This window comes from Poriferisphaera sp. WC338 (genome assembly GCF_050931845.1).
In the GTDB taxonomy this organism is placed as follows: domain Bacteria; phylum Planctomycetota; class Phycisphaerae; order Phycisphaerales; family Phycisphaeraceae; genus Poriferisphaera.
In genome coordinates this window covers 1661118-1674006 of record NZ_CP194516.1, presented here as the reverse complement: position 1 = coordinate 1674006, position 12889 = coordinate 1661118, and the positions used below count along the sequence as shown (strand labels likewise).

General features: G+C 52.6%; 11 protein-coding genes, 1 tRNA gene and 1 other RNA gene. 3 read left to right on the top strand and 10 right to left on the bottom strand.

Annotated features, from left to right (window positions below; genetic code table 11):
- Positions 1 to 37: 37 nt before the first annotated feature.
- The 6 genes from ACQ6WK_RS06870 to ACQ6WK_RS06845 all read right to left on the bottom strand — a co-directional run bounded on the left by ACQ6WK_RS06870 (position 38) and on the right by ACQ6WK_RS06845 (position 4458).
- On the bottom strand, positions 38 to 262 hold the full coding sequence (locus ACQ6WK_RS06870) for a hypothetical protein (RefSeq protein ID WP_432800000.1): 225 nt from the start codon (positions 260 to 262) through the stop codon (positions 38 to 40).
- A 121-nt stretch (positions 263 to 383) separates the two neighbouring features.
- Positions 384 to 1025 (bottom strand): 50S ribosomal protein L25, encoded by a 642-nt coding sequence (locus ACQ6WK_RS06865; RefSeq protein WP_432799999.1) that lies wholly within the window; start codon positions 1023 to 1025, stop codon positions 384 to 386.
- A 79-nt stretch (positions 1026 to 1104) separates the two neighbouring features.
- Positions 1105 to 2073: a ribose-phosphate diphosphokinase gene (locus ACQ6WK_RS06860; RefSeq protein WP_432800383.1), complete on the bottom strand. Its 969-nt coding sequence runs from the start codon at positions 2071 to 2073 to the stop codon at positions 1105 to 1107.
- A gap of 30 nt (positions 2074 to 2103) precedes the next feature.
- On the bottom strand, positions 2104 to 2904 hold the full coding sequence (locus tag ACQ6WK_RS06855; protein WP_432799998.1) for an NTP transferase domain-containing protein: 801 nt from the start codon (positions 2902 to 2904) through the stop codon (positions 2104 to 2106).
- Between the two features lie 131 nt (positions 2905 to 3035).
- Positions 3036 to 3106 (bottom strand) — tRNA-Gln (locus tag ACQ6WK_RS06850).
- A 317-nt stretch (positions 3107 to 3423) separates the two neighbouring features.
- On the bottom strand, positions 3424 to 4458 hold the full coding sequence (locus tag ACQ6WK_RS06845; RefSeq protein WP_432799997.1) for a hypothetical protein: 1035 nt from the start codon (positions 4456 to 4458) through the stop codon (positions 3424 to 3426).
- Between the two features lie 93 nt (positions 4459 to 4551).
- On the opposite strand from ACQ6WK_RS06845, the gene rnpB reads away from it, so the two are divergent.
- Positions 4552 to 4921, top strand: an RNA gene (gene rnpB, locus ACQ6WK_RS06840) — RNase P RNA component class A.
- A gap of 26 nt (positions 4922 to 4947) precedes the next feature.
- On the opposite strand, the gene ACQ6WK_RS06835 is transcribed toward rnpB, so the two are convergent.
- The 3 genes from ACQ6WK_RS06835 to ACQ6WK_RS06825 all read right to left on the bottom strand — a co-directional run bounded on the left by ACQ6WK_RS06835 (position 4948) and on the right by ACQ6WK_RS06825 (position 7591).
- Positions 4948 to 5289 carry a ComEA family DNA-binding protein gene (locus ACQ6WK_RS06835; protein ID WP_432799996.1) on the bottom strand — a complete coding sequence of 114 codons (342 nt, stop codon included), beginning with the start codon at positions 5287 to 5289 and terminating at the stop codon, positions 4948 to 4950.
- A 59-nt stretch (positions 5290 to 5348) separates the two neighbouring features.
- Positions 5349 to 6899 (bottom strand): endo-1,4-beta-xylanase, encoded by a 1551-nt coding sequence (locus ACQ6WK_RS06830; RefSeq protein WP_432799995.1) that lies wholly within the window; start codon positions 6897 to 6899, stop codon positions 5349 to 5351.
- A 152-nt stretch (positions 6900 to 7051) separates the two neighbouring features.
- Positions 7052 to 7591, bottom strand: a complete 540-nt coding sequence (locus ACQ6WK_RS06825) for a DUF456 family protein (RefSeq protein WP_432799994.1) — start codon at positions 7589 to 7591, stop codon at positions 7052 to 7054.
- Positions 7592 to 7869: 278 nt separating this feature from the next.
- On the opposite strand from ACQ6WK_RS06825, the gene ACQ6WK_RS06820 reads away from it, so the two are divergent.
- Positions 7870 to 10038, top strand: a complete 2169-nt coding sequence (locus ACQ6WK_RS06820; RefSeq protein WP_432799993.1) for a HEAT repeat domain-containing protein — start codon at positions 7870 to 7872, stop codon at positions 10036 to 10038.
- A 360-nt stretch (positions 10039 to 10398) separates the two neighbouring features.
- On the top strand, positions 10399 to 11382 hold the full coding sequence (locus ACQ6WK_RS06815) for a Gfo/Idh/MocA family protein (RefSeq protein WP_432799992.1): 984 nt from the start codon (positions 10399 to 10401) through the stop codon (positions 11380 to 11382).
- Between the two features lie 446 nt (positions 11383 to 11828).
- On the opposite strand, the gene ACQ6WK_RS06810 is transcribed toward ACQ6WK_RS06815, so the two are convergent.
- On the bottom strand, positions 11829 to 12833 hold the full coding sequence (locus tag ACQ6WK_RS06810) for an acetyl-CoA carboxylase carboxyltransferase subunit alpha (protein WP_432799991.1): 1005 nt from the start codon (positions 12831 to 12833) through the stop codon (positions 11829 to 11831).
- Positions 12834 to 12889: the final 56 nt, after the last annotated feature.

The window sequence follows — 12889 nt, the reverse complement described above, 5'->3', positions numbered from 1 at the left end:
CAAATAAACCCGTCATACGCACAGTGTAGCAGCAACCTCAAAGCCACGTCTTGATCCCACACGCACGCAATACGCACCAACTTTTCTTCGCTTCATAAATACTAAACATCCCCGCTAAAATCACCACACCACCCATGATCCATCCCCAATTCCCCCAGTCGAAAACCACACCCAGCACCGTTAACACCACGCCGACAGAAAAAGCCAACACACCCAAGAAAAAACGCACCACGCGACCTTTCTGATCAATATTGCATTTCATCGCCAGCTCCGTCATAGGACCCAACCATTATATCGCCCATAAAAACAGACCCGCACCAAAGATGCGAGCCTGCTTGAATAATCAAGTTGAATTTGATGTAACCGAAAGCTTCCAAGTACGATTACTCGGATTTTTCTTCCTCTTCCTTCGCACCGATCACTTCTGGTTCACCTTCGCCAGCTTCGACGACTTCTTCCTCTGGCTGCTCCTTGGCAATCTTGATCTGCGCCACAACTGAGTCTGCGTCCGTGGTTGCTTCCACACCGGCAGGCATATTGATATCCGCCACTGTGATCGCCTTCTCTGTCGTCAACTCGGAAATATCCACCGTCACGTTCTCTGGGATGCTGTCCGCACGGCAAGCAACTTCGAGCTTCGAGATCGGGTGATCCAAAAACGCGCCAGCCTCGTTCAATGCCTTCGGATCGCCCGCCAACACCAAGTCAACTTCCAGCGTCACCTTCTCAGAAAGATCCACACGCTCAAGGTCAACGTGAATAATATTGTCGCCGAGGTAATCCCACTGCATATCCTTCACCACGCAGTGTTCGGTCTTGCCACTAACCACCACGTCGATCAGGTGAGCATGGCTGCGCAATAATTCAACCAATGCGCCTTTATTGGCCTGCACATGAACCGGGCCCTTCTTATGGCCATAGATCACAGCAGGAATAAAACCTTCTTTACGAACACGGTCAGAATAACGACTGCCGAGTTTTTCGCGGATTTGAACTTCCAGTTTTGGGGTTTCTGTTGCACTCATTTTTATTCTCCAGTTTCTACGTTGTTATCTGTTAATCCTGATCGGCATGTTCATCGATCAGTTGGTTTCTATTTAAAACTTATCGCTTTCCGCCGCTATGCTTGCGGAACAAACTCGACACGGACTCATTGTTGTGTACACGTAAAATCGCTTCACCCAGAAGCTCTGCCGTGGACAATTCAACAATCTTGTCTTGAATCGGCGTACACCGCGGCCCGCACGGAATTGAATCACTCACAATAATTTTGCTGATTGGCGCTTCCGCCAAACGCTCCATCGCCAGCCCCACTAATACCGGGTGTGTACAGGCTGCAATGATGTCCTTCGCACCACGTTCTTTGAGCAACCGCGCTGCTTCGCACATTGTTCCTGCTGTGGAGATCATGTCGTCCACCATCAGCGCGGTCTTCCCTTCTACCTCGCCGATGATGTTATTCGACACGACTTCTGATCCCGATTTGCGACGCTTGTCGATGATCGCCAGATCACCGCCCAGCCAGTTCGCATAGGCATTGGCCATCTTCACATTGCCAACGTCCGGACTGACTACCACCAGCCCTTCCTGCACGTTTTTCTGTTCTTTCAAATAATCCACGATCACAGGAGCCGCATGTAGATGATCCACCGGCATGTCAAAGAATCCCTGAATCTGCTCTGCATGTAGATCCATCGCCATCACGCGATCCGCGCCCGCTGTTGTCAACAGATTCGCAACTAGTTTCGCTGTGATCGGCACACGCCCTTCATCTTTCCGGTCCTGCCGAGCGTAACCAAAGTACGGGATCACAGCCGTAATCCGCTTCGCACTCGCGCGCTTCAGACAGTCGATATAAATCAACAATTCCATTAGGTGTGCGTTCACCGGGTGGTGCGTCGACTGAAGCACGAAGCAGTCACGACCGCGCACATCCTCTTCAATCTTCACGAACACTTCGCCGTCCGGAAACAACTCCGTATGTCCCTGACCCATCGGAATATCAAGATGCGCACAAATACTATCGCCAAGCGTTCGACTTGCACGACCACAAAACAGCTTCATCTGATCCATGTTATTTCGACTCATCCGGCAGCACCTCCATTAAGCGGTGGGTTGATTAATACGCTCACGCAAAATCCCATCCACAACACCAAGCTGCTGCGGCGTATTGATGCTGAGGATATCCTCAGCCGGCACCGCATCCACGACCGCCACAGTCTGACCTTGCTGCTTCAGCAGGCCCGGTACGTCGGTCAAATAATACTCCCCCTGTTGATTTTTATTATCCACTTCTGATAAGCCACCAAAAAGTGCATCACTCGCAAAGCAATAATAGCTTGGATTCACTTCATTGATCTCAAGCTGTGCAGGCGTCGCATCCTTCTGCTCAACGATCGCATCAAACTCACCCGCCTCATTTCGAACCACCCGGCCATAACCCGAAGGATCATCAATCACTGCCGTCGCCATCGTCGAAGCAGCACGCCGTCTGCGATGCACTTCAAGCAAACGCGCCAGCGTCTTCGCACGAATCAGCGGGCCATCACCTGCTAATACAAACACATCCGTCGCAGGATGGTTCTCGAATGCTGGCTGCGCCATCTGTGCCGCATGCCCCGTTCCGAGCTGCTCAGTTTGCTCCACAAACTCAACACCTTGCTCACCCGCAAGTGCATCTTTAACCAGCTCGCCCTTGTAACCGATCACAATTACGCACTTCTCAACGCCCGCTTCTTTACAAGCCTTCACCACCCAATACACCATCGGCTTGTCGGCAACCTTATGCAGCACCTTCGGCAAGTCACCACCCATACGCGTGCCTTTACCTGCCGCCAAAATGATTGCCGCTGGAGCAGGTCGCTGTTCGTTGATACTCATGTTTGCCGTTACCTCTTCTGCCATCTCCCAGCCTCCCTGGTTGGTCGCGTGAGAACGTTCATGATCCTGCCATCATCAAGAATTACATCTCGCGTCGTTTCTCATCAACACGAGACATCACCATGAAGTCAGCACTTCTTTTGCAAAAAAGAAAACTGGCCCACAAGGATTCGAACCTTGACTACAAGTACCAAAAACTTGGGTGCTACCGTTACACTATGGGCCAATCTGCCGTAATTCCATTTTTGGACGGCCTCTTGGCGACTGTTCAGGATGAACAGCTTGAAGAGGTGCGTCCGGCTCTTCCCTGAACTCTTGCTGGCCCACTTGCCGGATGGTGGCAGGCCCGCCTCTGTCTGCGCCTCACGATCCAAAGCCTCCTCTCGAAAGCTCTCTCGCTTGTCACAGTCGGTCCAATGAAAGCAACGTGAGTTTAATACTCAGTTTACGGCTGTCAACTCGGCCAACCCCATTTGGGGATGAATTCGTCACCAAATCTGTGATTTTTGCAAAATTCCCCACTCACCGCAGCCCACATACCGCCTAGCCCATTTCAATCACTCGCCGTGGCGACTCTGGCTGCCCCGTCCGTGCACTAAGCAAACACGTCAAACAACACGCCAAAATATCCGCCTGACTTGGGCTCATCACCACACCACCGCCCGCAGCCCCATCCGCATCCTGCTGGAGCAGCCGCTCCCACTGATGTGCAATCAGCCCCGCATCCTCAATCACCTCACCCGAATCATCCGCATGGTCGATCACATCTCCCGCCGGATGTCGTAGATCATACCCTGTGTTGGTCACACGCAGTTCCGCCTCCGCGCCGATCACATGCAGCATTCGATGGTTGCAGCCTGACCGGTCCGACACCTGAATAATCACCGATGCCTGATCACTCAGCCTCGCATGCGCCGACATGATCCCCGTGATAAACGGTAACTGCTCCGGCAATTCTGCAAGCGGTCCCACAAGCGACGCATCAATCGTTTCCGGCACATCAATAAAACGCAACACCGTTGCCCACGCATCATACAATCGCGCAAACAATGACGCCGATTCATGCACACCCGATGATTCAAAGCCGATCACACGTTGATCGCCAAGCAATTCAAACGGGTCCGTCGCCGCTAGAAAGCCTGGCGACTGCGTAAATATCGGCATACGCACCAGCCGCGTCCCTACCGCATTCGGTGCAGGATTTTCAATCACACCCAACACCTGCGACTCAAGCGAAACCCATTCATCAAGCTGTCCCGCAAACGGCTCCAACGAAAGCACCGTCACGTCCTGCGCCACTGCTGTCAATACATCCTCTGCAGGGATTGGCTGTGATGTCGCCGCAAGCAGATACGCCGCATTGTAATCCACCAAGAGTTTCCGCAAATCATCATCAAACGGCACATCCAACGCCTTCGCCAACTCCGGTACGCTCGATCCACGCGGACCGCCCACAGCGAGCAGCTGTGGCGCAGGATCAAGCATCTCAATCACGCGCTTTGCGATCGCGGCTCGGTGCGGCTCTGTCCAAAGAATCAACCCCGGTTTAGATGTGCCTGTCGCGCTCATACTGCTCACGATGATAACCGCAAGATCCTGCTGTTGTCATGCCCTAGATCCCAAAAACCGTTTGTGGATAAGGCCCACCAAACCCTCTATCATGAACGATGCAGCACATACCGGGCGGCCGCGTGTCATTTCGATGCCACGAGGAAAGTCCGAACACGGCAGGACACGGTGATGGATAACGTCCATCCGCAGCATTGGCGACGGTGCTGCGCGGGATAGCGCCACAGAAAACGAACCGCCTCGCAAGAGGTAAGGGTGAAAAGGTGCGGTAAGAGCGCACCGCTGGTGTGGTGACACATCAGGCAGGGCAAGCCCCACCGCGTGCAAGACCAAGCAGTCCCCGAGCGCAAGCTCGCATCTGGTCCGGATGATGGGACGGGTAGGTTGCTTGAGCCTGTTGGTAACAACAGGCCTAGAGAAATGGTTGCCACCCGCAAGGGTACAGAATTCGGCTTACAGGTATGTGCCGCAAAAACTCTGGCATACGCCAGAGTTTTTTCATGGCGTATCATTCTCCCCCAGCTTGATGTAAGGCTGAAACTTTGCCCGTGTCTTCGCGCCAATCCGAGAAACATCATCTAACTGCTCAAACGATTCAAACGCCCCATGCGCCTCTCGATACGACACAATATTCTCCGCAATAGTCGGACCAATCCCCGGCAAAACCTGCAATTCCGCCGCACTCGCCGTATTCACATTCAACCGATACCCCAGATCAATTCCCACTCCCTCATCATCCAATCCCACCTGACCAACCGACATATAAACCAAAAACCCTGCCGCCACAACTAGCAACACAAACACAACTAAACCCGCCGATTTTTGATCAGCTTTGTTCATGGACCCTCTAAATATTTGATTAAAACCCACACATCAATCTACAGGTAAAAATTTTTCAACTACTCAAGATGCTTCGTTGATACAGACGGTGAATCAATATGCTCACCAGCAGATTTAAGCTGCTTGCGGAACCCGATCAACCGCTGCATTGCTGCCTTCGGCTGAAGCTCCTCATCAATCAAACCCGACAAGGGCAGGGCGATCTCAGGATTATCAACCAACGCATCCCATACAATCGTTTCAATATACGGCTTCGATAGCGCGATCTGATACACAGCCTCCAGCCAATGCGATTGCACGGTCGGCGACCATGGCCGCCGCCAATATCCACTTGACGGATCCAACGGCTCGCCTGAATCCGGAGCTGCAATCATCATCTGCGTGACAGGCTCGCTCGGCACACTGCACGTCAGCGCAATCGGCTTCCCAAAATGGCTGAACGTATCCAACATGTTGCTAATCTGCATCAAATCCCGCGTGTACTGTCCCGGCAATGCCTGACCCATCGGCAATCGAATCCCCAACAAATCAAATTGAATCCCAGACTGCACCAGTAAATCTGCATACATCAATGTCGGGATCGATCGCTGATTCGTCGCAAAATACTCCCCGAACGGCTGACTAATCTCAACGATCACTTTCGTGTTCGGCTGCGCTTTCTTCACCAGCATCGTGGTCATCCGCGTGAGATCCATCAGCTGTTCAAAGTTAAACGTGAAGTGCGAATTCACATGCAACCCCGACAGCACATTCCACACCTTGATCGAATCACGATACCGCACCACCACACGTTCAACATGCTCATAAACTAGATCACGGATCGTGTCATAATCATGCTCCCAAATGTAAATCCAATCCGGCAAATTCGACGGCTCAAACGATATCAGCGGCCCCGCCATCACTGGCATCCGGTTCACATTCGCCCATTCGGTCCACACATCCATCGGCCCCCAATTAAACTCGTTTTCCTCCGGCGCAATCACTTTCCACGGCGTCGGTACATGCAACAAATCAAAATGCTTCTGCACACCCCCACGCAATCGATCATGTGCTTTGTCGTAGTTGATCGAACACGCAATCGGCGTCTGCGGTATCGATGATGTACTCACCCTTTTATTCAAGAGCAATTCCGAATGCGCCAGCGCTAATTCTTCCGTCCCATCCAACGCTGTCGTCAGCGCCTCAAATGCAAGCTTGTCGGCCGTTGCAGGATCTTCATGCTGAATACTGATCGCTTCAAGAAATTTATCTCGCGCCGCCGCCGTCCGACGTGTTACTACATGATCATCCGCAAGATCAAACATCGCCCAGTCTTCGAGCTTGTTGTATAGCGTCATTAGTCGATGCCGCGCCAACTCAAGCGTCAATAAATACGGCTCGTCCCGCTCCGGCAACAAGCACGTCTGAATTGTTAGCTCACCCAGATCTCCCACCTTGTGCTGTAACGCCAACGCAGCCGCTCCCGACTCACGCTTCTCACAGCAAATCAAGCCCGGCTCAAACAAAATGTCACATCGGATCGCATTTCCGTCCGACCCCACCAAATAAGCGTTGCGCAGCGGCCAACTCCCCGCCGGTTCTGATCCTTCAAAGACTTGAAACTTGAGCATCTGGATCCACTTCTTGTGTGTAATGCGCCGCCAATCCTTAGCGACGTGAAACGAAAAATCCGATCAAACTCTGCCGCGATTATGCCGAACCGCGTAAACCCTTGCAAAAGGGAAAGTGATTGTACACGCAACGGTTAAGTCACGTCACCGATTTAATGTATCAAGATCGCGATCAATGCCACTACCCACATGATCACCGAAATCACTACTTTCGCTACCGAACCCAATAGCCGCCCAATCGCTGCGCCTTTCCCTCCCTGAAACGCAAGCCCAATCGTCTTGCCCGCCCATAAATCACCACCAAATGCGCCGATCCCAGAACCCAATGCAGCTCCCACCAATGTTCCCACTATCGGAATCGGGATCAAAAACGTCCCCACAATCGCCCCAACAATCCCCATCACCAGTGCCAATGCGGTCCCGCGCTTGGAGGCTCCCGCTTTTTGCGCCCCCACCATCCCAGCAGCAAACTCCAAAACCTCACCAATCACCGCCAAAACCAACATAATGACCAGTGCCCAAATGCTGATATGGCCTAATGTTGCATCATTCCACTTCCAAATTGCTACCGCTGCTGTTGCCGCCAGCATCAGCCAATTCCCCGGCAGCTGAAACACCACCATCACCACGCCAAGCGAGTTAACCAGCACTAATCCAATCAGCACAATGATGATGAGCGTCGTTTCAATCATATTCAGGCGATATCTGCTCTCTCAGGCGATGAAACCGTGTTTTGTTGTGCCCGCAGCCACCCACAGGCCCACGAAAGAATAGTCTATTTTGTCGCCCGACGCGCCCGCCACCCGGGACCGCCAGCGGTCGCACTTGGCACATGAGGCACGCCACCGACCGCCATCACCCCTTAACGCAAAATATAAACGCACAAACGTGTCCGTGAATACTTGACGATTTTCATAACCGCCGGTAGATTGCGTACATTACCGACGTTATAGAAAAATGGAGTTCACCCATGCAGCGACCCTTCGCTTTGATGCTCGGCGCGTCGATTCTATCGCTTAATCTCATCGGCGGTCAGATCACTTCGGTATCAGCACAAGACCAGCAAGACCCTAAGGCTCTCTGGGCTGATTTTAACCACTACGTCCTGATCGCTCATCCCGATCTCGCTGAAGCCGCTGGCGAAACACTCCTCAAGAGTGTTGACAACGCACAGCTTCTCAAGATCGTTGAAAACAGCGATTACGCAGACGGATTCGATCTCACCATCATCCGTGCATCAAAGGTCGCCAAGACCCGTGACATTGCACGTAAGATTGAGCAGCGCATCCAAGCCGCGAAGATTGAAGTCAGCCGTGACAACGATCGTATCGCCAAGGACATTCAGATGCTCGGTGAAGGCCAACGCCCCAACCGCAACGCTGTAGCCCGTCTCACTTCGGCCGGACAGTTTGCCGCACCGCAACTGCTCGAAACACTCCGTGATGATAGCCAAGCCAATCTTCATGCCTACGTCATCGACGCCATGAAGGCCATCGGCAAGCCTATGGTCGCACCACTCGCCACTGCCATGCCCAGCCTTGAACCCGTGCAACAAATCCAAGTCGCGCAGGTCCTCCATTTCATCGGCTACCCACAATCACTCCCACAACTCAAGGAAGTCCTTGAAAGTGCGGACACAGATCCAAAAGCACGCGAAGTTGTTCAGCTCGCGTTCGTCCGCCTCGCAGACGAAGCGGACATCTCACCAAGCACCGATGCCGCGACGCTCTACCTTATGCTCGGCCAGGAATGCTATGACAGTGCCGACGACAACTCAGCCATTGCTGGCTACGATGCATCCAACAATACCGGCGTTCTCTGGAAGTACACCGATAAGCTCGGCCTGCTCCCCATGAACGTTCCCGGTGAAATCTACGCCGACGTCCTCGCCATGCGAAACGCCAAGCGTTCACTTGAACTCAACGAAAATCTCGACGCCGCCCTGAGCCTCTATCTCAGCGCCAACTTCCGTCGTGAGAACAAGCTCCCCGTCGGGGCCGATGATCCGAGCTACCCCACCAGCATGAAGGGCGCCGAATACTACGCTATGCTCGCCGGCCCAGACCGTGTGCAAGACGTCCTCGCTAGCGCATTAGCTGACCGCGACTCAGCACTCGCACTCGATGCAATTCAGATCCTTGCAGATACCGCTGGCACAGACGCACTCGTCAACCGCGGCTCGGCCATACAGCCACTGCTCGACGCCGTCTCCTTCCCTGATCGCCGTGTCCGCTTTGCCGCCGCAACCACCCTCGCAAATGCTCGGCCGGACTTTGCCTTCCCTGGTTCCTTCCGTATCGTCCCCGTCCTCGCTGAAGCCATCCGTCAAGGCGACGTCCGCAGCGCCGTAGTCATCGCCAAGAATCAGGATACGCTTAACGAACTCGTTGCCGCTCTCGAAGAACTCGGCTACGACGCTTTCGGTGGATTCTCACTCGCTGATGTCCAAGCAGAACTCAACGCCGCAGCAGGCGTCGATCTCATGCTCACTAACGTCAGCCCCGCCGACGCGGTTTCGCTCTACAACGACACACTCAACAACTACAAGCTCGGTGCCGTACCTGTACTCATCCAAGCTGCCGCTGGCAATCAAGTCCAGATCAGCGAATGGGCTGCAAATAATGCCCGTGCTTACGTCACTTCTGATAGCACTGCCGCAGATGACCTGCGTGCAGCCGTCGAAGCCGCTGGTGCAGCCTATGAAGGCGGTGAGATTACCGAAGAAGAAGCCACGGATAACGCACTCGATGCCTTGGCAATCCTTTACGACCTCGCACTCGGCAGCAAAGAAGTCTACAACACCGCAGATGCTCAACCCGCCCTCATCGAGGCGCTTGGTGACCCACGTGTTGAACTCGTCGAAGAAGCAGCCCGAGTCCTCGCACTGCTTAACTCTGCTGCGGCACAGCAGGCTATCGCAGACGCTGCTCTCTCCGCTACCAGCGAAGAACAGCTCTCCCTGCTTTCAAGTCTCTCTGTATCAGCAACCTACCACGGCAATAAACTCAAGCCTGCACAGGTTGAGAAGGTCATGCGTCTGGTTGCTGAAAGTGATGGCGATCTCGCCGTTGCAGCAGCACGAGCACACGGTGCTCTCTCGTTGCCTACCGCCGACGCCGTCTCGCAGATCCTCAAATAATCTTCAAAACAGCCGTAGTACGGCTAACCAAATATACTTACCAGCAGCCTCACAATATGTGAGGCTGCTTTTTTTATGCCCTTCTCCCAAGCACACTGTCTTCTTCGCTAATCGCGATACCAAGAGAATAGAGTAGTATAAGAGTAGAAACAATTTCAGGATCAATTGAACAACACGCCCACTCTTATACTTCCACCACCCAACTATCGCGACATATCAACATCTCAGCAGCACACTCTATAGAATTTATACCTACATAAAGCATTTTTAGTTAATAATTTATATTCTCAGTATTTTTTTTAAGTGAAATCGCGTCACAAGGGGTTTACAAAATATAAAAAACGCTATGATATAGAAACTATGAAACACAAAGGCCTATGTCTTATAGGGGCAGGTGGAATTGCCCAAGCCCACATCAGCGCCGTCGAGGCCAATAGCGATCTCGCTACAATCACTGCTATCGTCGACATCAGCCCCGAAGCCTCCAGCAAGCTCGCCAAGCAAACCGGAGCCAAAGCCTTTGATTCATTGACCGCCGCGCTTTCCGATTTAGGCTCAACCTTCGACGCCGTCGTCATCTGCACGCCCCCCTCAGCCCGCATCGAATACGTCAAAGCCGCCCTTGAAGCTGGCAAGCACGTTCTGATGGAAAAGCCTATCGCCACCAACATCGAGGAAGCCGAAACGCTCGTTGACCTCGCAGGCGAGTACCCCAATCTTATCTGCGCCACCGCATACTGCCACCGTTTTGAGCCCGCCATCGTCGAGATCAAAAAACTCATCGACACTGGCGACTACGGCAAGCTTGTCCGCGTTGAAAACACTTTTGCCTGCCCAATGCCTCAGATGCAGGATCACTGGATGAGTGACCCTGCCATCAGCGGCGGCGGCTCCTTGATTGACACCGCCTCACACAGCTTGGACATGTTCCAGCACTTTGTGGGCGAAGCCGAGCTTGTCGGAGCCGTTCTCTACCACGGCTGGGAAGGTCGCGGTGAAACCAATGTCTCCGTCCTGCTCAAAGCCAAGAACGGCGTCGCTGCAGGTATGATCGGCAGCGGCTGGAATGAAGCCATGCGCTTTCAGGTCAAGCTGATCTGCGAGAAAGCAAGCTTCTCTTATGACTACTGCATCGCCAATACGATCGTCAAGCAAACCGCTGGTGTAGAAGGCGAAGAATCCATCACTGTTGACGGGCTTAAAGGCCGCTTTGGCGGACAGATGAAAGCATTCATCGAAAAGATCAATCACCCCGAAACACAAAGTAATCTCGCCACCTTTGGAGATGGCTTGAAAACAGCTCGGCTCGTTCAAGCTGCCCAGGCTCTATGCCCATGCGGCTAATCATTTAGATTAATAATGATTGGGTAAACACAACACCCAACAAACAATCCAGACCCACTGACAAGGCGCAGATGAAGAAATTCATCGGCGTCTTGTTTTATGCCTCAACTCCAAACAAATACACTCTCCATACAACCTACAAAAAACGTCTAACTACCAGTTAGACGTTTCATTACCGCATAAAATACAGCTATAAAAAAAGCCCGTGACACTCTGCTCCGGTATTTCAGATAAAGCCAAAATCTGGGCGAGTCTGTTGTAAAGTGAACAGGTCACGGGTCTGATATTTATTATCGACGATTTGGTCTTTAAACCAATAAAAAAACGTGTAATTTTAGTAAAAAGCACGTTTCTAAAAGTCGAATGATGATATCCGTGATCTGTGGCTCCGATAATCATCGCCGCATATAAACCCTAATTTCACAGAACAAAATATCGCGCCCCGCTTACGCAGTACGTCCAATCTTCCGCAACCGCTGATACCGCTTATTCAGCAGGTTGTTGGGCTTAAAACGGTTCAAGTCACGGATGGCTTGAATAATATACTTTTCTACCTGCGCCGCTGAAGCCATCGGATTTCGGTGCGCGCCGCCCATTGGTTCCGGGATCATATCGTCCACAATTCCAAGCTCCAGATTGTTTGCCGCTGTCAGCTTAAGCACCTCTGCTGCCTGCGCATTGGTATCCGGATTTGCAGTTTTCCATAGGATTGAAGCACATCCTTCCGGGCTGATGACCGAGTACCATGCGTACTGCATCATTGCGATGCGGTCACCAACACCAATACCGAGCGCGCCGCCGGACCCACCTTCACCAATGACCACTGAAATAATAGGTGTTTTAAGCCGCGACATTTCTCGCAGGTTCACCGCGATCGCTTCGGCTTGACCGCGCTCTTCAGCGCCGATGCCGGGGTACGCACCGGGCGTGTCCACCAGTGTTACGACCGGCAAGCCAAACTTCTCAGCGAGCTTCATCGCGCGTAGCGCTTTGCGGTAGCCTTCGGGGTGAGCGCAACCAAAGTTGCACGCGATTTTTTCTGCGGTGTCTTTGCCTTTGTTATGACCGATGACGAGACATTTGTTTTTACCAATGCGTCCAAAGCCACAGATGATCGCGCGATCGTCGGCATAATGCCGATCACCGTGTAATTCACAAAAATCCTTGACGAATGCGCCGATATAATCGACCGTCTGAGGCCGACCCGGATGACGGGCAACCTTGACGATATTAACCGGCGAAAGGTTACCGTAAATTTTTTTCATCATGGTAGCGTGAGATTGGCGCAACTCGGCAATCTCGACACCAAGATCAACATTGGGATCAATCCCCACCGCGGATTGATCTGGATCATTCCGGGCTTCCAGATCAGCAATCTGGCGTTCAAGGGCCAATAGCGGCCGTTCAAAATCAAGCTCATGCGTACCTGAATAGGCATCCAACTGGGTCATAAGCGCGTTTCTCCGCATGGTTAACAGGGCATCCTTGCCAAGTCCGCAGGGCTTCC